General features: G+C 59.0%; 20 protein-coding genes. 13 read left to right on the top strand and 7 right to left on the bottom strand.

What is annotated here, in order from left to right; all coding sequences use genetic code 11:
- The 3 genes from NWQ23_RS04205 to choX all read right to left on the bottom strand — a co-directional run.
- Positions 1-682: ATP-binding cassette domain-containing protein (locus tag NWQ23_RS04205; RefSeq protein WP_306164994.1), on the bottom strand; the 682-nt coding region annotated here is incomplete at its 3' end.
- Positions 679-1,512, bottom strand: coding sequence for a choline ABC transporter permease subunit (gene choW / locus NWQ23_RS04200; protein WP_306164993.1), 834 nt, complete (start codon positions 1,510-1,512; stop codon positions 679-681). The genes NWQ23_RS04205 and choW, both read right to left, overlap by 4 nt.
- Before the next feature lie 56 nt (positions 1,513-1,568).
- Entirely contained in the window at positions 1,569-2,492 is a 924-nt protein-coding gene (gene choX / locus NWQ23_RS04195; RefSeq protein ID WP_306164992.1) for a choline ABC transporter substrate-binding protein, read from the bottom strand.
- Between the two features lie 81 nt (positions 2,493-2,573).
- Between choX and betI the strand changes: the two genes are divergently transcribed.
- The 7 genes from betI to NWQ23_RS04160 all read left to right on the top strand — a co-directional run bounded on the left by betI (position 2,574) and on the right by NWQ23_RS04160 (position 10,163).
- Positions 2,574-3,158 carry a transcriptional regulator BetI gene (betI, locus tag NWQ23_RS04190; protein ID WP_306164991.1) on the top strand — a complete coding sequence of 195 codons (585 nt, stop codon included), beginning with the start codon at positions 2,574-2,576 and terminating at the stop codon, positions 3,156-3,158.
- Positions 3,155-4,663, top strand: a complete 1,509-nt coding sequence (gene betC / locus NWQ23_RS04185; RefSeq protein ID WP_306164990.1) for a choline-sulfatase — start codon at positions 3,155-3,157, stop codon at positions 4,661-4,663. The genes betI and betC overlap by 4 nt, the downstream gene beginning before the upstream one ends.
- Before the next feature lie 43 nt (positions 4,664-4,706).
- Positions 4,707-6,158, top strand: coding sequence for a betaine-aldehyde dehydrogenase (betB, locus tag NWQ23_RS04180; protein ID WP_306164989.1), 1,452 nt, complete (start codon positions 4,707-4,709; stop codon positions 6,156-6,158).
- On the top strand, positions 6,159-7,817 hold the full coding sequence (gene betA / locus NWQ23_RS04175; RefSeq protein WP_306164988.1) for a choline dehydrogenase: 1,659 nt from the start codon (positions 6,159-6,161) through the stop codon (positions 7,815-7,817).
- Positions 7,818-7,896: 79 nt separating this feature from the next.
- On the top strand, positions 7,897-8,541 hold the full coding sequence (locus NWQ23_RS04170; RefSeq protein ID WP_306164987.1) for a thermonuclease family protein: 645 nt from the start codon (positions 7,897-7,899) through the stop codon (positions 8,539-8,541).
- Positions 8,542-8,623: 82 nt separating this feature from the next.
- The gene (locus NWQ23_RS04165) at positions 8,624-8,863 is read left to right on the top strand and encodes a YdcH family protein (RefSeq protein ID WP_306164986.1); all 240 of its coding nucleotides are present in this window, start codon (positions 8,624-8,626) and stop codon (positions 8,861-8,863) included.
- A 70-nt stretch (positions 8,864-8,933) separates the two neighbouring features.
- Complete coding sequence (locus NWQ23_RS04160) at positions 8,934-10,163, top strand: APC family permease (RefSeq protein ID WP_306164985.1); 1,230 nt, start codon at positions 8,934-8,936, stop codon at positions 10,161-10,163.
- On the opposite strand, the gene NWQ23_RS04155 is transcribed toward NWQ23_RS04160, so the two are convergent.
- The 3 genes from NWQ23_RS04155 to NWQ23_RS04145 form a co-directional block, all read right to left on the bottom strand.
- Positions 10,158-10,610 carry a CoxG family protein gene (locus NWQ23_RS04155; protein WP_306164984.1) on the bottom strand — a complete coding sequence of 151 codons (453 nt, stop codon included), beginning with the start codon at positions 10,608-10,610 and terminating at the stop codon, positions 10,158-10,160. The genes NWQ23_RS04160 and NWQ23_RS04155 overlap by 6 nt on opposite strands.
- Before the next feature lie 64 nt (positions 10,611-10,674).
- Positions 10,675-12,075 (bottom strand): short-chain fatty acyl-CoA regulator family protein, encoded by a 1,401-nt coding sequence (locus NWQ23_RS04150; RefSeq protein WP_306164983.1) that lies wholly within the window; start codon positions 12,073-12,075, stop codon positions 10,675-10,677.
- Between the two features lie 51 nt (positions 12,076-12,126).
- Positions 12,127-13,338, bottom strand: a complete 1,212-nt coding sequence (locus tag NWQ23_RS04145) for a multidrug effflux MFS transporter (RefSeq protein ID WP_306164982.1) — start codon at positions 13,336-13,338, stop codon at positions 12,127-12,129.
- Between the two features lie 176 nt (positions 13,339-13,514).
- Between NWQ23_RS04145 and NWQ23_RS04140 the strand changes: the two genes are divergently transcribed.
- The 5 genes from NWQ23_RS04140 to NWQ23_RS04120 all read left to right on the top strand — a co-directional run bounded on the left by NWQ23_RS04140 (position 13,515) and on the right by NWQ23_RS04120 (position 18,982).
- On the top strand, positions 13,515-15,047 hold the full coding sequence (locus NWQ23_RS04140; RefSeq protein WP_306164997.1) for an acyl-CoA carboxylase subunit beta: 1,533 nt from the start codon (positions 13,515-13,517) through the stop codon (positions 15,045-15,047).
- 558 nt (positions 15,048-15,605) lie between these two features.
- Complete coding sequence (locus tag NWQ23_RS04135; protein ID WP_306164996.1) at positions 15,606-15,953, top strand: hypothetical protein; 348 nt, start codon at positions 15,606-15,608, stop codon at positions 15,951-15,953.
- Between the two features lie 343 nt (positions 15,954-16,296).
- Positions 16,297-16,503 carry a hypothetical protein gene (locus NWQ23_RS04130; RefSeq protein ID WP_372340107.1) on the top strand — a complete coding sequence of 69 codons (207 nt, stop codon included), beginning with the start codon at positions 16,297-16,299 and terminating at the stop codon, positions 16,501-16,503.
- Between the two features lie 96 nt (positions 16,504-16,599).
- Positions 16,600-18,597 (top strand): acetyl/propionyl/methylcrotonyl-CoA carboxylase subunit alpha, encoded by a 1,998-nt coding sequence (locus NWQ23_RS04125; protein WP_306164981.1) that lies wholly within the window; start codon positions 16,600-16,602, stop codon positions 18,595-18,597.
- A 13-nt stretch (positions 18,598-18,610) separates the two neighbouring features.
- Positions 18,611-18,982 (top strand): hypothetical protein, encoded by a 372-nt coding sequence (locus NWQ23_RS04120; protein WP_306164980.1) that lies wholly within the window; start codon positions 18,611-18,613, stop codon positions 18,980-18,982.
- A gap of 21 nt (positions 18,983-19,003) precedes the next feature.
- Here the strand turns inward: NWQ23_RS04120 and NWQ23_RS04115 are convergent, their stop codons facing one another.
- Positions 19,004-19,477, bottom strand: coding sequence for a DUF4174 domain-containing protein (locus NWQ23_RS04115; RefSeq protein ID WP_306164979.1), 474 nt, complete (start codon positions 19,475-19,477; stop codon positions 19,004-19,006).
- Positions 19,478-19,578: 101 nt separating this feature from the next.
- Here NWQ23_RS04115 and NWQ23_RS04110 point away from each other — a divergent pair.
- On the top strand, positions 19,579-19,811 hold a 233-nt coding region (locus tag NWQ23_RS04110), incomplete at its 3' end, for a methylmalonyl-CoA mutase family protein (RefSeq protein ID WP_306164978.1).

The following is a 19,811-nucleotide window of genomic DNA, read 5'->3' as shown; positions in this document are numbered from 1 at the left end:
GATCGTGGCTGACAAAGATGATCGTGCGCCCGCGCTGTTTTTGCAGGTCCAGCAGTTCGTCTTGCAAGCGGGTGCGGATGAGCGGATCAAGCGCCGAGAAAGGTTCGTCCATCAGCAGGATCGGCGCATCGGTGGCAAAGGCGCGGGCAAGGCCCACGCGCTGTTGCATGCCGCCCGACAGTTCACCGACCAAAGCATCGGCGCGGTCTGCAAGGCCGACCATTTCCAACTCCTGATCCACCCGTTTGAGGCGGGTGGCTTTTTCCATCCCCGCCAGTTCAAGCCCAAGGCCTACATTGTCGCGCACCGTCCGCCACGGAAGAAGCCCGAATTGCTGGAACACCATCGACACGCATTCGCGCCGCACGCGCCGCAGATCACTGGCCGAGCAATTGCCAACATTGCAGGTCCAGTCGCCGTCGTTGATGCGCACCTCGCCTCGGATCACAGGGTTCAGGCCGTTCACCGCGCGCAGCAATGTGGATTTACCGGACCCTGACAGGCCCATCAGCACCAGAATTTCACCCACTTCGACGTTCAGCGAACAATTATGCACCCCAAGGATCTGATCGGTCTTTTGCCGGATTTCAGGCCGCTCCAGCCCCTCGTCCATCAGTGGCAATGCCGTTTGCGGCTTGGTCCCGAAAACAATCGAGACGTTATCAAATTCGACGGCGTTCATTTCGATTTCACCCGCAACATCCGGTCCAGCATGATTGCCACGGCCACGATGACAAGGCCGGATTCAAACCCAAGTCCCGGATCATTACGCCCCAAGGCCTGCACGACCGGTTTACCCAGCCCGTTGGCACCGACGTAGGCCGAGATCACCACCATCGAGAGCGACAGCATGATGACCTGATTCAGGCCCGCCATGATTTGCGGGAATGCATAGGGCAGTTCTACTTTCCACAGGCGCTGTGATGATGTGGCCCCGAAGGATTCCGCCGCCTCCAGCAGCGGGGTAGGGGTGTTTGACACCCCCAGATACGTCAACCGGATCGGCGCAGGCAGCACAAAGATCACCGTCGCGAACAGGCCAGGCACCATGCCAAGGCCGAAGAACACAATCGCGGGGATCAGATAAACAAAGGCGGGCAGGGTTTGCATCAGGTCCAGCACGGGGCTGACCGCCTGATAGGCGCGCGGCCGGTGCGCCAGAAAAATCCCGATCGGCACACCCAATCCCATGCAGACCACACAGGACGACAGGACCAGCGCGAGGCTATCGGTTGTTTCGTCCCAATAGCCTTGGTTCAGCACGAACAGGAGGCAGGCGAACACGAGCAGGCAGACTTTCCAAGATCGCTGCAAGGCCCATGTGAGCGCCACGAAAGCTGCGATCACCACAAATTCAGGGGGGGTTTGCAGACACCAGACGATCCCCTCGATCATCGCGTCCAGCCCGTCGCTCACCGCATCAAAAGCCGGTCTGCCATTGTCCTTGAGCCAGTCAACGCCCGCCTCTGACCAGTCGCCCACGGGGATCTTGTTTTCTGTCAGCCAATTCATGCCGCCATCCATCTTGAGAAAAAGGGGAACGCATCACACGCTCCCCTTTTGTGGTCTTACTCTGCCAGTGCAGCGGTCACTGCGGCCACCGCGTCACCACCATCCTTGGTCGTGACACCGTCAAGCCATGCGGTCCATGTCGCTGGGTTGGCTGCCAGCCACGCCTTTGCCGCATCCGCAGGATCAACGTCATCATTCAGGATCGCGCCCATGATCTCGTTCTCCATCGCAAGCGAGAATTCGAGGTTTTGCAGCAGCTTGCCGGTGTTCGGGCATTCGTCCACATAGCCGGCACGGGTGTTGGTCGCGACAATCGCGCCACCCAGATCGGGGCCAAAGTAATCGTCACCGCCGGGCAGATAGGTCATGTCGAAATTGGCGTTCATCGGGTGCGGTTCCCAGCCCAGAAACACAATCGGCTCGCCGCGGTCGTCAGAGCGTTCGACTTGCGCCAGCATCCCCTGCTCGGAGCTTTCGACAACTTCGAAACCAGCCAACCCAAAAGCATTGCTGTCAATCATGTCCTGAATCAGCCGGTTGCCGTCATTGCCGGCCTCGATGCCGTAAATCTTGCCGTCCAGCGCATCAGCAGCGGCGGCGATGGATGCAAAGTCGGTGATGCCTGCGGCAACGCCTGCGGCGTTCGTGGCCAGCGTATATTTCGCGCCTTCAAGGTTGGTCCGCACGGTATCCACGGTGCCCGCCTCGCGGTAGGTGGCGATATCGCCTTCCATGGTTGGCATCCAGTTGCCCAAGAAGACATCGATGTCGCCCTGCGCCATGGACGCATAAGTCACCGGCACGGACAGAATGTCGGTTGTGGTCTCATAGCCCAATGCTTCCAGAACAATGGAGGTCGCCGCAGTCGTCGCCGTGATGTCGGTCCAGCCCACATCGGAAAAGCGGACCAGATCGCACTCGGCGAAGGCAGGAACAGCGGTACAGATCGCCAGAACGGATAGAGTTGATTTCAGTTTCATTTCAGTCTCCCAGGTTTTTCTTGATTGACGAGTCAATAAAGAACGATTTAACTGCCTGGGTCTACCAAAAAAGAGGATCAGATGCCCAAGCTTGGAATGGAGCCTATCCGCCGCGCGGCCTTAGTGAAAGCCACGATTGATGAAATCGGCGCGGTTGGCAATCTGGACGTGACGGTGAGCAATATCGCCAAGCGCGCCGGCATGTCCTCGGCATTGGCGCATCATTATTTTGGCGGGAAGGACCAGATTTTTCTGGCGGCCATGCGCCATACGCTGACCCATTACGGGGCAGAGGTCCGCGACGCCTTGCGGACGGCAAAAGGCCATCGTGGGCGGCTCGAGGCGATCATTCACGCAGGTTTTACCTCGTCCAACTTTCAGCCCGAGGTCATCGCTGCGTGGCTGAACTTCTATGTGCTGGCCCAGACATCACCTGATGCGCACCGCCTTTTGCGGATTTACCAGCGGCGACTGCACAGCAATTTGATGTATGATCTGCGTCCCTTGATCGGGGACAGGGCCGAGGGTGCGGCTGCAAGACTGGCTGGTTTGATCGACGGGCTTTACCTGCGCCAAGGGCTGTCGCGCACGCAGGCCAAGCAGTCGGATGCGACCCGTCATGTCATTGCGTTGCTGGACACAGAACTGGGGGGGCGCCCGCAATGACCAAGCCGAATATCCTGATCATCATGGTCGACCAGTTGAACGGCACCTTTTTTCCCGACGGTCCCGCAGACTGGTTGCACGCGCCCAACCTCAAGGCGCTTGCCGCCCGTTCCACCCGCTTTGCGAAAGCCTATACCGCCTCGCCACTTTGCGCGCCGGGGCGGGCGTCGTTCATGTCGGGGCAACTGCCGTCGCGCACCGGGGTCTATGACAACGCGGCCGAATTTACGTCCTCCATCCCGACCTACGCGCACCATTTGCGGCGCGCCGGATACCAGACCTGCCTTTCGGGCAAGATGCACTTTGTCGGCCCCGACCAGATGCACGGGTTCGAGGAACGGCTGACCACCGACATCTATCCCGCCGATTTCGGCTGGACGCCCGACTATCGCAAACCGGGCGAGCGGATCGACTGGTGGTATCACAATATGGGGTCGGTCACGGGGGCAGGGGTGGCCGAGATCACCAACCAGATGGAATATGACGACGAGGTCGCCTATAACGCCACCCGCAAACTCTATGACCTGTCACGGGGTCATGACGCGCGCCCTTGGTGCCTGACCGTCAGCTTTACTCACCCGCATGACCCTTATGTGGCGCGCAGGAAATACTGGGACCTTTACGCGGATTGCGACCATCTGATGCCGCAGGTCGGGCCGATTCCGTATGAGGACCAAGACGCCCATTCCCAGCGTATTCTGGATGCCAACGACCGCGACAATTTCAACATCACAGACGACCACATCAAACGCGCGCGGCGCGCCTATTTCGCCAATATCTCCTACCTCGACGACAAGATTGGCGAGGTCTTGCAGACCTTAGAGGACACACGCCAAGAAGCCACAATCCTGTTTGTCTCTGACCATGGCGATATGTTGGGCGAACGGGGCATGTGGTTCAAAATGTCCTTTCTCGAGGGCTCGGCCCGTGTGCCGCTCATGATTGCAAGTCCTGCGATGGAACCGGGGCTGCACGCAACGCCCGTCAGCAATATCGACGTCACGCCTACGCTATGCGACCTTGCAGGCGTGGATATGTCAGAGGTCATGCCATGGACCAGCGGCGAAAGCCTCGTGCCCCTGGGCCAAGGCGGGACCCGCGACACGCCCGTTGCGATGGAGTACGCAGCCGAAGGCAGCTTTGCCCCGCTGGTCTGTCTGCGCTACGGCAAATGGAAATACACACGCTGCACGCTCGACCCTGATCAGCTTTTCGATCTGGAGACCGACCCGCACGAGCTCAAAAACCTTGCGGGTGATCCCGCGCATCAAGGGACGCTCGCGCAGTTGCGCGCCAAATCCGAAGCCCGCTGGGACCTTGCCGCCTTCGACGCCGCCGTGCGCCAAAGCCAGGCCTGCCGCTGGGTCGTCTACGAGGCGCTGCGCAACGGCAACTATTACCCGTGGGACTACCAGCCGCTGCAAAAAGCATCCGAACGCTACATGCGCAACCACATGGACCTTAACGTGCTCGAAGAAAACCAGCGGTTCCCGCGCGGTGAATGATCTTCTTTCGAGTGAAAATATCCCCGCCGGAGGCATAAAAGTCATGAATACCCAACCCACCGCCAGCCACTTTATCAATGGCGCTTACGTCGAAGACAAATCCGGCGAAGAAATTCCTGTGATCTATCCCGCCACAGGCGAGGTGATCGCGACGCTTTATGCGGCGACCCCCGCAATCATCGAACAGGCTTTGGCGGCTGCCGAGGCGGCGCAAAAGGAATGGGCCAGTTGGACCGGCACCGAAAGGGGCCGCGTGTTGCGCCGTGCGGCTGATATCATGCGCGAACGTAACCACGACCTGTCGGTGCTGGAAACCTTTGACACCGGCAAGCCCTATCAGGAAACCAGCGTGGTTGATGCGACATCCGGTGCGGATGCGCTGGAATACTTCGGCGGTCTGGCCGCGGCGATCACGGGTGAACACATTCAACTGGGTGAAAACTTTGTCTATACCCGCCGCGAACCTGTCGGCCTTTGTGTTGGCATCGGTGCATGGAACTACCCCACGCAAATCGCCTGCTGGAAGGCCGCACCTGCGCTGGCCTGTGGCAACACGATGGTGTTCAAACCCTCCGAGACGACACCGCTTTGCGCGTTGAAAGTCGCAGAGATCCTGTTTGAGGCTGGCGCGCCTGCGGGCGTCTACAACGTCATCCAGGGCTATGGCGCAGTTGGGGCAGCACTTGTGACCGACCGCCGGGTGGACAAGGTATCGCTGACGGGTTCGGTCCCCACGGGCCGCAAGGTCTATGCCGCCGCCGCCGAAGGGATCCGGCACGTCACGATGGAACTGGGCGGAAAATCCCCCTTGGTCATCTTTGACGATGCGAACCTCGAAAACGCCGTGTCGGGTGCGATCCTTGGGAACTTCTATTCCTCTGGTCAGGTCTGCTCTAACGGCACCCGCGTGTTTGTGCAGTCAGGCATCAAGGACGCCTTTCTTGAACGGCTGACCGAACGGCTCAAAGGCGTCAAGATGGGCGATCCGCAGGATCCGGAGGTCAACTATGGCCCCATGGTATCCGAGCGTCAGTTGGGCATTGTCGAAGGATTTATCGAAAAAGGCATCGCAGAGGGCGCGCGCCTTGTGACGGGCGGCAAACGCGTGGACCGGCCCGGCTTTTATATCGAACCGACCGTCTTTGCCGATGTCACCGACGAGATGACCATCGCCACCGACGAAATCTTTGGCCCGGTGATGTCGGTCCTGTCCTTCGAGACCGAAGAAGAGGTGCTGCCCCGCGCCAATGCCACTGAATTTGGCTTGTCCGCCGGTGTATTCACCGCCGATCTGACCCGCGCGCACCGTATGGTCGCAGGCTTCGAGGCGGGTACCTGCTATATCAACACCTACAATGATGCGCCGGTCGAGGCCCCCTTTGGCGGGTCGAAACTGTCTGGCGTGGGCCGTGAAAACTCCAAAGCCGCGATCGAGCATTATAGCCAGATCAAAGGCGTCTTTGTCCGCATGGGCGATCTGGAGGCCCCTTTCTAAATGAAAGCTGATTACGTCATTGTTGGTGCGGGTTCGGCAGGGTGTGCCATCGCCTATCGTCTGGCCGAGGCCGGAAAACAGGTCTTGATTATCGAACACGGCGGCAGCGATGCTGGCCCATTCATCCAGATGCCTGCGGCCTTGTCCTATCCGATGAATATGAAACGGTACGACTGGGGGATGAAATCTGAACCCGAACCGCATTTGGGGGGGCGTCAACTGGTGACGCCACGCGGCAAGGTCATTGGTGGTTCGTCCTCGATCAACGGGATGATCTACGTGCGCGGCCACGCTTGCGACTTTGACCATTGGGCGACAAGCGGCGCGCATGGCTGGTCCTATGCCGACGTGCTGCCCTACTTCAAACGGATGGAGCATTGGCACGATGGCGGCCACGGCGGCAACCCCGACTGGCGCGGCAAGGACGGCCCGCTGCATGTGACACGCGGCCCGCGCAAAAACCCCCTGACCCGCGCCTTTGTCGAGGCGGGGCGGCAGGCAGGCTATCCGGTCACCGGCGATTATAACGGCGAGCAGCAAGAAGGGTTCGGCCCCTTTGACGCGACCATCTACAAAGGCAAGCGCTGGTCTGCGGCCAGTGCCTATCTGCGCCCTGCGCTCAAGCGCCCCAACTGCAACATTACCCGCGCCTTTGCCCGCCGGATCGTCATCGAAAACGGGCGTGCCGTCGGTGTCGAGGTCAGTCGCGGCAAAAAGATCGAAGTGATTACAGCGAACAAAGAGGTCATCATTTCCGCCTCGTCGCTGAATTCGCCCAAGCTGTTGATGCTCTCGGGGATCGGCCCCGCCGCACACCTGCGTGAACACGGGATCGCAGTCGTCGCCGACCGCCCCGGTGTTGGCCAGAACCTGCAAGACCATCTGGAGCTTTATATCCAGCAGGCGGCGACAAAACCGGTGTCACTTTTCGCTTACTGGAACTTGCGCGGCAAAGCCAAGATCGGCTTGGAGTGGCTCTTGTGGAAAACCGGACTTGGCAGTTCCAACCAGTTTGAAAGCGCGGGCTTCATCCGGTCGCGGGCAGGGGTCAATTACCCTGACATCCAGTTCCATTTCCTGCCCATCGCGGTCAGCTATGATGGCAAGGTCGCCCCCGAAGGTCATGGGTTTCAGGCGCATGTCGGCCCGATGCGGTCGCAATCGCGGGGGCAGGTCACGCTGCGGTCCGCCGACCCCAGGGACAACCCCAAGATTGTGTTCAACTATATGTCGCACGAGCAGGACTGGATTGATTTCCGTACCTGCATCCGACTGACCCGCGAGATTTTCGCGCAACCCGCCTTTGACGAATATCGCGGCCATGAAATCCAGCCCGGCGATCAAGCGCAAAGCGACGAAGCCCTTGATGCGGTCATTCGCGAACACGCCGAAAGCGCCTATCACCCGTGCGGCACGTGCAAGATGGGCGACCGCAACGATCCGATGGCTGTGGTTGATCCCGAAACCCGCGTGATCGGGGTGGAAGGCTTGCGCGTCGCCGACAGCTCGATTTTCCCGCGTGTGACCAATGGGAACACCAATGGACCGTCCATTATGGTGGGTGAAAAGGCGGCGGACCACATCTTGCAGCGCAATCCTTTGCCGCCGGCGAACGACAGGCCGTGGTTGCATCCGGATTGGGAAACAGCACAGCGTTAGTGTGACAGGGTTAACCAAATCTTAACCTTCGTTAACGAAATCACTTGAACCCATGCACTGACCAACTCTAGGTCGGGGTATGTTCAAAATTCTGATCTTTCTTGTGACAATCGCTGCTATGCCAGCCTTTGCAGCCCCCAACGGCACCGTCCGCGTGATCGACGCCGATACAATCGACGTGGGCAGTACCCGCGTGCGCCTGTTCGGGATCGATGCGCCTGAAATGGGGCAACCTTGCTCTGCAAACGGACGCGAATGGGACTGCGGACAATGGGCGCGCGATGCGGTACGCAACCGGTTCGAGGGTGAATATGCCCGATGCCGCCAATTGGACACCGACCAATACGGGCGGGCCGTGGCGCAATGCGTTGTCGATGGTCAGGACATGGGCCAGATGATTGTGCACTCCGGGCTGGCCTGGGCTTACAGGCGTTATTCGGACACCTATGATCTGGACGAAAAGGCCGCTGCCGTGGCCGAACGCGGGCTTTGGGCGGTCAATGTGCAAATGCCTTCCGACTATCGCGCAACCCGTTTCGCGGATGACCCCGTGCCGGACCAGGCCTGCGTGATCAAAGGAAACATCTCGAACAACGGGCGTATCTACCATGTGCCTGGCAACGAGAATTATGACCGCACGCGGATCGACACAAGCCGCGGCGAACGCTGGTTCTGTTCTGCCGCCGAGGCGCAAGCGGCAGGATGGCGTGCCGCACGGCGTTAGTGGCGACTTGTTGATCCGTATCAATGCGAGCCGCCAGTTGGGCAGCTAGTCTTTTCAAGAACATCATTGAAAGGACGCACAGATGACGCATACCCCCCATGAACTTATCGAAGAATTTCACGATCAGGTTGATCTGATGCATGCCCTTAAGCTCAAGGATTCGCATTTTGCAAAAATGTATGACGCCTATCATGTCATCAACAAAGCCATTCATCGTGCCGAGACTGACCTTGAGCCAACCGATGACATGCACCTGATAGAGATGCGCAAGCAACGGCTCGCGCTGAAGGATGAAATCGCGTCCGCCTTGCGGGCGGGGTGATCGGAAAGCCACTTGTGATCGCACCAAGGCGCGGCCTTCCTGGGCGGGTGCGACGATGACGGTGCACCCGATGCCCAGACCCCAAGTCCCCGCTTCGCCACCCCCGACGCTGCGCCGAACCTTGACCCTGCCGTTGCTCACGCTCTACGGGCTGGGGGTCACGGTCGGGGCAGGCATCTACGTCCTGATCGGTGCAACTGCCGCGCAGGCGGGTCCTTATGCGTGGGTTGCCTTCCTGCTGGCGGCTGTCGTCTTGAGCTTCACCGCGTTTTCCTATGCTGAACTCGCCACGCGCTATCCAGTCAGCGCGGGGGAATCTGCCTATGTCGATGCAGGTTTCCGGCGCGTGTGGCTTGCCACGGGGATCGGGCTTCTGGTCGCGGCCTCTGGGTTGGTGTCGGCATCGGCAATCACGGTCGGGGCGTCAGGGTATCTGGGTGCCTTAACCGGAGCCGCGCCACCGCTGTTGATCATCGGCACAGTGATTTGCATGGGTTTGCTGGCGTGGTGGGGGATCACGCAATCGGTGACGGTCGCTGCGATCATCACTGTGATCGAGATCCTTGGGCTGGTCTTTGTCATCACCTGGGGCATCGCAATATCCGAACAGAACGGCGTACCACCCGCCGATCTTTTCCCCCCATTCGAGCAGGCACCCTGGACCGGGATCATCAGCGCGACGGTCTTGGCCTTCTATGCCTTCGTCGGCTTCGAAGACATGGTGAATGTCGCTGAAGAGGTCAAAGAACCACGCCGGACAATGCCCCGCGCCATCATCTATACGCTTGTTCTGGCCACGCTTCTCTATGTCGCGACCTGCATTGCCGTACTCATGGCGGTGCCGATTGATCTTTTGGCAGGCTCGTCCGCGCCACTCACGCTTGTGTTCATTGATGCACCCGGCGCGGTGCAGGTCGGATTTGCAGCGGTAGCCGTTGTCGCCACCGTCAATGGCGTGCTGATCCAGATCATCATGGTTTCGCGGGTGATCTATGGCATGGCCGACCGTGGCAGCCTACCTGCCGTACTTGGACGGCTTTCTCCACGCACCCGCACGCCATCGGTCGCGACAGCAGCGGTTGTTCTGGGCATCCTCGGGCTAAGCCTGTTTTTGCCCATCGCGCAGCTTGCGGCATGGACCTCGCAGATTGTTCTGACCGTGTTTGTCTTTGTCAATCTGGCGCTGATCGCGATCAAGCGCAGGGCAGAGCCTGCGGCCGATCATTTCTATGTGCCGATGATTGTGCCCGTCATGGGTGTGATCACCAGCCTTGGTTTGCTGGCGACATCGCTTTTATGACGGCTCTTGCGCTTCGACTTCCTTTTGGAAGCGGTCAAAGAATTCGTCAGCCATCTTGCGGGCAAAACCCCCGATGATCCGGTTGCCCAGCTGGGCCAGCTTTCCACCGACCTTGGCCTGCGCCTCATAGGTCAGTTCGGTGCCCTCAGCGACCGTCACCAGCTTTACATCCGCACCACCTTTGGCAAATCCGGCCACGCCGCCTTTGCCCTCGCCGGTGATCGTATAACTTTGACCGGGGACCACGTTTTCCAGCACAACCTCGCCTTTGAAGGTCGCGCTGACGGGGCCAACCTTTTGTTTGACCACGGCAGCAAAGCCTTCTTCGGGTGATCCGGTCAATTCCTGACAGCCCGGAATGCAAGCCTTTAGGGTTTCTGGGTTGTTCAAATGGGTCCAGACCGTGTCGATGTCGGCCGCTATGACCCGAGAGCCGCTGAGTTCCATGGCTTATCCTCCCTGAGTGCCCGCGCGCGGGCCGTTTGTCCAATAGCAATCGGGATTGCTCCGCCTAGTCAAGCTGATACGGCAAAATACCCCGCCTGTCCGGGTCCACCCGCAACTGCCGTTCCAGTGGCGGGACAGAGCGTTGATGGCAGTTGCGCCGCTCGCAGATACGGCAAGAAATTCCGATCGGCGCATAGGCTTCAGCGGCGGCGGTATCCATGTGGTCGGCATAGACCAAGGCGGGCGCGTGGCGCACTTCGCAGCCCAGCCCGATCGCATAGCGCCGCGTGGGGATATTGTAGGCCCCGCCCGATTTGCTGACATCGCGCGCAAGGCAGAAATACCGCGCGCCATCGGGGGTTTCCGCCAGTTGCCGCAGGAACTGACCGGGCAATTCAAACGCCTGATGCACATTCCACAAAGGGCAGGCCCCGCCATAGCGCGCGAATTGCAAGGTCGTGGCCGAGTGCCGCTTGGTGATGGTGCCCGCCTGATCGACGCGCACAAAGAAAAACGGGATGCCTTTGGCACCCGGTCGCTGCAAGGTGGACAGGCGGTGCGCCACCTGTTCCAGTGACGCGCCAAAGCGGGACGCAAGAATTTCCAGATCGTGGCGTGTTTGCTGTGCCGCGGCCAAAAAGCCCGTGTAGGGCATAAGCGCCGCGCCGGCATAGTAATTGGCAAGGCCCACCCGCGCGATGCTGCGGGCCTCGTCGGATTGAAAACGGGCCAGATCAAGCGTCGCATCCAGCAGGGGGGCTTGGGTGATAAGCGCGATTTGAAGGAGCAACTGGAACGTCAGCGTTGCCGGACTTGCAAAGCGCGACATCGTCAGGGTTTTGGTTGCAGGATCATACTGGCGGACATCGGTGCTATCGGTGAACCCCACCGTGACACCTTGGGCCGAGAGCGTCCTGATCGCGGCCTCTGCCATGGTTTCACCGGGCTGGCACTGGCGCACAAACCGTTCTGCGATGCGATCAATCGGATCAATATAGTTGTCGCAATAATGGAAAAAGTCGCGCACCTCTTCCCATGGGCTGGGGCGCAGGCGGGCGTCTTCGCGGCCCAATGCTTCGTCCAGCGAGGCAAGGCGTTCATGGGTCTGGCGATAGGCGGCGTGCAGATCAAGAAAGGCGCGGGCAAGGGCGGGGGCGTTTGCGGCCACCAGCCGCATATCGGCAAGGGCCGGGGCGGGGCCGGTAAAGACCGGATCGGCCAGCGCCTCGCGCATGTCGCCCACCAGCCGCGCCTCGTCACCCGATTGCAGTTCGGTCACGTCAAAGCCGAACTCCTGCGCCAGCCCCAGCACCACGGCGGTCGACACGGGGCGGTTATTGTTTTCCATCTGGTTGAGATAGGGCAGCGAGACCCCCAGCTTGTCGGCAAAGGCCTTTTGCGTCAGCGACAGCCGCCCGCGCAATTCACGCAGCTTTGCGCCCGCATAGAGTTTCTGGATAGCCATATCGCACCTTTGCAGATTTGCTAAACGACATTAGCCGCTGCAAAACGCGCGTCAAGCGATGCGCTTTTCCCGCCAGATAACAAAGAGGACAGACAGCATCGCTATAACCGACACGCCCAGCATCAGCAGTTGCAGGGGCAGGGTGCCGCTTTCGACCGTCAGAATACCGCCAGCGAATTGCGACAGGGCCGCACCGCCACCGATCATGATTGCGCCGCCAAGCCCGCTTGCGGTGCCTGCCAGATGCGGGCGCACGGAAATGGACCCGGCCATGACATTGGGCAGCATGATCCCGTTGCCCAGGCCAAGGAAAACACAAAAGCCGAAGAAATTCAGCGGATGATCAAGACCGGCAAAGGTCAGGATCGCAGACGCGCCAAGGCCAAGAATTGTGACGCCTGTTCCGATCAGCGCCATCCGGTTGATCCCGAATTTTATCGAAAAGCGGCCCGAAAAGTAGTTGCCGACCGCATAGCCTACCGCAGGGGCGCCCAAAGCAATGCCGCTCCAGATCGGGGAAAGGCCGTAAATTTTCGAGGCCACGAAAGATGATCCGCCCAAAAGCGCAAAAAACGCGCCTGATCCGAAAGCGGCGCAGGACACGTAGCCCCAAAAGCGCGGAGAGCGCAGCAATTCGGGATAGCTTTTGATCTGGTCGCTAAAGCTGACGCCCTTGCCTGCGACGGTTTCACCCAGATCGAAATAACAAAGGACAAAGGTACCCATACCCGCCAAGGCCAGAAAAACGAAAGTTGCGTGCCAGTCAAAGGCCTGTTCAAGCGCCCCGCCGATCATGGGGCCGAACATCGGCACCAGGGCGGTGCCCATCGTGACATAGCCAATCATCGACGCGGCTTTGTCCTGCGAAACGATATCGCGCACGATCGCGCGGCCAAGGGCCATGGACGTTGCCACTGCGGCTTGCATGATCCGGAAGAACAGGAACACTTCAACCGTCGTGGCCAAAAGCGCACCAATGGTCGCGACCACGAAGATCGCCAGTGATCCCAGTACAAGGATGCGTCGCCCGTACCGGTCCGAGATCGGGCCGATAAAGACCTGCAAGACAGCGGTAGACGCCAGATAACCCGACAGGGCGATCTGCATGATCGCGTATTCGGTGTCGAAATACGTCGTCATCCTTGCCAGTGATGGCAAAAAGATCGAGATGCTTAACGCGGACATGCCTGTAATCAGGACAAGCGTGAAGATATGGGGTGGTGTTGTACGATCCAGAAATTGGATCTTTGGCAAAGCGGACATATCCAACCTTTATGCCTGCAATGACTCCTTGTCCATCACTGCGACGCAACATGAGACATTTGCATATTTGCAAAAAATGAAAGCTGCAAATGCTATAATTTGCAAATATTCCTATTCATCCTTCTGTCTGTCCCGCAGGCAGGCTATGCATTGGACAAGAAATGGGAGGGTCTGACCTGATGGATGTCTTGCAGGAACTGGAAACGCGGCGGCAAGCTGCCCGCATGGGTGGCGGCGAGCGCCGGATTGCAGCGCAACACAGCAAGGGCAAGCTGACCGCGCGCGAGCGGATCGAGCTTTTGCTGGATGACGGATCGTTCGAAGAATTCGATATGTTCGTGGCACACCGCTGCACAGATTTCGGGATGGAAAAAGACCGGCCCGCAGGCGACGGCGTTGTCACCGGTTGGGGCACGATCAACGGGCGTCTGGTCTATGTGTTCAGTCAGGACTTTACCGTGATGGGTGGTTCGGTGTCCGAAACCCATGGCCAGAAAATTTGCAAGATCATGGATATGGCCGTGCAGAATGGCGCGCCGATTATCGGGATCAACGACAGTGGTGGTGCGCGGATTCAGGAAGGTGTCGCCAGCCTTGCAGCTTACGGCGAAGTCTTCCAGCGCAATATCACCGCCTCTGGTGTGGTGCCGCAGATCAGTTTGATTATGGGGCCAACCGCAGGTGGTGCGGTCTATTCCCCTGCGATGACCGATTTCATCTTTATGGTGAAAGACAGCTCTTACATGTTTGTCACCGGCCCTGATGTGGTCAAGACTGTCACAAACGAGGTGGTGACCGCAGAGCAGTTGGGCGGTGCGTCTACGCATACCAAGAAGTCATCGGTTGCCGATGGTGCCTTTGAAAACGATGTGGAAGCGCTCGCAGAGGTGCGCCGCCTGTTCGATTTCTTGCCGCTCAACAACCGCCAAAAGGCCCCCGTGCGCCCATTCTTTGACGAGGTGAACCGGATCGAGGAAAGCCTTGATACGCTTGTCCCCGATAACCCCAACATGCCCTACGACATGAAAGAGTTGATCACCAAGTTGGCGGATGAGGGCGATTTCTACGAAATCCAGCAGGAGTTCGCCAAGAACATCCTGACCGGCTTTATCCGTCTGGAGGGGGCCACCGTGGGTGTCGTCGCCAATCAGCCGATGGTGCTGGCGGGGTGTCTGGATATCGACGCCTCGCGCAAGGCCGCACGCTTTGTGCGGTTCTGCGATGCTTTCGAGATACCGATCCTGACACTGGTCGATGTCCCGGGCTTTCTGCCGGGTACCAGTCAGGAATATGCAGGTGTCATCAAACACGGTGCCAAACTGCTGTTTGCCTATGGCGAAGCGACCGTGCCCAAGGTGACGGTGATTACCCGCAAGGCCTATGGCGGGGCCTATGTCGTGATGGCCTCCAAGCATCTGAACGGTGATTTTAACTATGCATGGCCTACCTCCGAAATTGCGGTGATGGGGGCCAAGGGCGCAACCGAAATCATCCATCGTGCCGATCTGGGTGATCCCGAGAAGATCGCCAAGCATACCAAGGATTACGAGGACCGTTTCGCCAACCCGTTTGTAGCTGCCGAAAAAGGGGTCATCGACGAGGTCATCATGCCCCATTCGACGCGCAAGCGTATCTGCCGGGCCTTTGCGTCGCTGCGTGGCAAGCAGGTCCACACGCCGTGGAAAAAGCACGACAATATTCCGCTATGATGCGCAACATTGATCATGGGATGCGCCCCTCTGGGGCGAGGCGTGATGCATTCAGCGAAAACTCGCTGCATTGCGCGGCCCCTTTGACGCGCAAACCCAGCTATATCTTGGGTCGCAAATTGGCCTGTGCCCGAGATATGGGCAGCTGCGCAAAAACGTGCCTATCAGGTGAGTCCAAAGCGCCACATTGCACGGACTTCGCCTTGGAGCCCGTTGAGAATAAACAGTTTTTGAATATTCTGTCTGCACGCGAAGTGGATATCGCGCTCTCGTGGGGCCAAGGTGGCAAAGACCGCCAAAAACCCTGCACCGTAAGAGGCAGGCAAGAACAATGGTACAAAGAATACTGGCCTTCACATTCGCTGCACTTCTGGCGATTGTCGGCTTTTCGGGCAGTCAAGACCGTGCTCCGTTGCAAGTCACATCGGACATTGTTGCAGCTCAAGTGGCTATCAGCAGCCGCAGTATTTACTAGCAGACCTTCTATCGGGCGGGCTTCCGGGTCCGCCCGCCATTTTCCTCTGATGGAGGAAGTGGCGCATGGCTAACCTTCCCTATATGGACAAACATCGCGGGTTCCCCGGTCGCTTGCCGGGAACGGATTTTCAGTTCGTCCTGCGACGCGCGAACAAGGATGGCGCAACGCCTCTCACCGAGAGGGTCCGCTATCCTGATCGCAGACCTGCCGACAAGCGCGCCGATGCAGGATTTATGCAGGCGCTATGGGAACACTTTGGCGACGAACCTTTTGTGCGTGGCAATCTGGATGCAGGTCGTCTGAGTTGGTTGTTCGGTCGCGAAGTTATCCCTGCCGAAGATCCCTTTGATCCGGCAAGCTATGAAGCGATGTTGCGTATCAACGTGGATATCGCTCGGCATAGTTTTCCAGATATTGTGGTGGTCTAGAAATGCAGGGCTTAGGGGAGAGCAGGACAGGAGGTGCACAATCTGGGCGGGTTGCCGCTTATGTCCCGCCACCAACGATTCTGTGCTTTCTTGATTTCCAAACCTGTGGCACTCTGATTGCAGTAGCAAGACGTTCCAGCAATCGTCGCGCTGCTTGTTCTCTATACCGTTACCCTTCCCTTGATCGGCCTGCTTACTCACCAAGCAGGCCGATTACGGTTTTCCGCCCATCACAGTCTGAAAACACGGTTGATATTGGATATCATCACGATTCCGCTATGCATTTGCGTGCAGATCGCGTCAATTGTGGTGCGACTTTAACAATAACGATAGGCTTAAGATTATGCAAAAGACATCAATCATCCTTGCAGCAGTGGCAGTTTTCGGTTTGGCTGGCTGCCTTGAAGGCGACGTGGAACGCGGTGTGGCGGGCGCAGGCGCAGGCTTTGTGGCCGCAGAACTCCTTGGAACAGACCGCACAGGCACAATGCTTGCCGGTGCTGCCGCTGGCGTACTGTGCGACGACGCAGGGATCAACGGCTGCCGCTAAGGTAGACAATCGCGCCCATCGCGGGCGTATCAATTTTGGAAACCGCCGTCGGGGTTATGCCCCGGCGGCGGTTTTGCGTTTTGGGGACGAAAGATAATGTTCAAGAAAATACTGATCGCAAACCGTGGTGAAATCGCCTGTCGCGTCATCAAGACCGCGCGCAAGATGGGTATCCAGACGGTCGCGATCTATTCCGATGCGGACCGCAATGCGCTGCATGTGAAGATGGCGGATGAGGCCGTGCATATCGGTCCGTCGCCCGCCAACCAGTCCTATATCGTCATCGACAAGGTGATGGCAGCGATCAAGGCCACTGGCGCAGAGGCGGTGCATCCGGGTTATGGTTTCCTGTCCGAGAACCCCAAATTTGCGGACGCGCTAGAAGCGGCTGGCGTCGCCTTTATCGGCCCCCCAAAGGGTGCGATCGAGGCGATGGGTGACAAGATCACCTCTAAGAAGCTCGCCCAAGAGGCCAATGTCTCGACCGTGCCGGGCTATATGGGCCTGATTGAAGATGCCGATGATGCGGTCAAGATTTCCAATCAGGTCGGCTATCCTGTGATGATCAAGGCCTCGGCCGGCGGCGGCGGCAAAGGTATGCGCATCGCATGGAACGACGCAGAGGCCCGCGAAGGGTTCCAGTCGTCCAAGAATGAAGCCGCCAACAGCTTTGGCGATGACCGGATCTTTATCGAAAAATTCGTGACCCAACCCCGCCACATCGAGATTCAGGTGCTGGCCGATGGTCACGGCAACGCGGTCTATCTGCATGAACGTGAATGTTCGATCCAGCGTCGCAACCAAAAAGTCATCGAAGAAGCCCCCAGCCCGTTCTTGGACGCGGCCACGCGCAAGGCGATGGGCGAACAGTCCGTCGCATTGGCACAGGCCGTGGGCTATACCAGTGCGGGCACGGTCGAGTTCATTGTTGATGGCGACCGCAATTTCTATTTCCTTGAAATGAACACGCGGCTTCAGGTGGAACACCCCGTCACCGAACTGATCACCGGCATCGATCTGGTCGAACAGATGATCCGTGTGGCCGCTGGTGAAAAGCTGCCCTTCCAGCAGTCCGATCTGAAGATCAACGGCTGGGCGATGGAAAGCCGCCTTTATGCCGAAGACCCCTATCGCGGGTTCCTGCCTTCGATTGGGCGTCTGACCCGCTACCGCCCCCCCGTGGAAGAGGCGACACCGACCCGCGCTGTGCGCAATGACACCGGCGTGTTCGAGGGCGGCGAGATCAGCATGTTCTACGATCCGATGATCGCAAAGCTGTGCACATGGGCCCCCGACCGCGCCAGCGCGATCGAGGAAATGCGTCTTGCGCTGGACGGGTTCGAACTGGAAGGGATCGGGCATAACCTGCCGTTTCTGGCCGCGGTCTATGACCATCCGAAATTCACCAGCGGCAACATGACGACCGCTTTCATCGAAGAGGAATACCCCGAAGGCTTCGAAGGCGTGACCCTGCCGGATGAGGCCTGCATCCGGATTGCCGCCGCCGCCGCCGCGATGCACCGCGTTGCCGAGATCCGCCGCACGCGCATATCGGGCCGTATGGACAACCACGAACGCCACGTGGGCGCTGATTGGGTTGTGTCGCTGCAAGGTGTCGCGCATCCGGTCAGGATCACCGCCGACAAGGGCGGTGCTGACGTCGCAATCGGCGACCGCAGCTTGCGCGTCGAAAGCGGCTGGACCCCGGGCGATCCGCTGGCGCGTCTGAGCGTTGATGGCGACCCGCTGGTGCTGAAGATCGGAAAGATTTCTGGCGGTTTCCGCGTCCGCTATCGCGGTGCGGATATCAAAGTGCATGTGCGCACGCCGCGTCAGGCCGAGTTGGCCGCCCTGATGCCTGAAAAGCTGCCTCCCGATACCTCGAAATACCTGCTCTGCCCGATGCCCGGGCTGATCGTAAAGGTCGATGTGGCCGAAGGCGACGAGGTGCAGGAAGGTCAGGCGCTTTGCACCGTGGAAGCGATGAAGATGGAAAACATCCTGCGCGCGGAACGCAAAGGTGTGGTCAAAAAGATCAACGCCGCTGCGGGCGATAGTCTGGCCGTGGACGATGTGATCATGGAGTTTGAATGATGGTGGCGCTGGGGTGAAAAGCTGGCTGACATATAGCTTTGCATTTGCCTGCGGTCTGGGGGCGTGGACCTTGCTCTATATGGCCGCCTTTACCGCTGCGATGTCCGGCGCCGTGAGGGGCATCGCCAGCTTTGTGGTCTGGGTCCAGGTGGGTCCCGTACTGGGTGCTTTTGTGGTTTTCGCGCTTGTCTTTGGTGCCATCACAATGAAACGGCCGAGCCTGAAAGAATGGCTTTATGCCTTGGCCTTTGTGGCCGCCGCGACATTTGCCTGTTGCGGCCTTTTGATCGCGGGCCTTCTGGACGAAATTTTTGCGGCTGTGCTTTTGCTGGTCACTTTGTTTTTCGGGGGGCGCTATTTAGAGCAGCGCCGGACCCATGCGTAGCGCGGTTTCCACCACATCCCGTCAGGGCTGGGTCAAGCGCCGATCTTCGATCTCTTGCTGGCGCAGCGGCATCTTGTCGATCGAGCGGGACAATTCGCGCACGTCATACGGTTCCGGCTTGCGCAGCGCGACCCGCCCATCCTTGCCGACCAGCGCCATCATGTATCCGCGTGGCCGCAGGGTCGTGCGCACGTCGGACATTGCGGCTCCATCGGTGTCAGTGATGACGATCACATCGCGTTCGGCCAACCGGTCGACCTCGGACAGGATCAGATCCATCTGCAACCGGAAGCGCGGGTCGTTCGCCGTATCCGCAAAAATCACCAAGGGGCGTGCAACCCATTGCAGGTCAGCCAGCGTGATCTCGCTGCCGTCAAAGACCTGCGTGCGATCTTCTTCCCAGCGCTCCAGCACTGTTTTTTCCTGCGCAAAACTTGATGCCGCGCTCAAAACCGCGAAAGCGGCAACCAATCCGATGTTTATCAATACTCTCATGCCTTTGGATATAGAGGCGCTTGCGCCAAAAGCTAAGGGCGAAGTGCAAAACAGTGCCAACAAATTCGTGTACCCCATCCTAGTGCCAGCCGGAGGTTCCAATGACTGACAAGAAAACATGGGCAGAGATGGCCCGCAAAGAGCTACGGGGCAAGCCTTTGGAGGCGCTGACATGGGATACGCTGGAAGGAATCCCCGTGCAGCCGCTCTATACGGCCGATGACACGGACGGATTGCCGCATATGGGCGGTATTCCGGGTGCTGCGCCTTTCACCCGCGGTGTGAAGGCCACGATGTATGCAGGCCGCCCCTGGACGATCCGGCAATATGCAGG

It is taken from the genome of Yoonia sp. (assembly GCF_030731595.1).
Lineage (GTDB): Bacteria > Pseudomonadota > Alphaproteobacteria > Rhodobacterales > Rhodobacteraceae > Yoonia.
The sequence above is the reverse complement of the archived record's forward strand: the minus strand, read 5'-3'. Positions and strand labels throughout refer to the sequence as shown.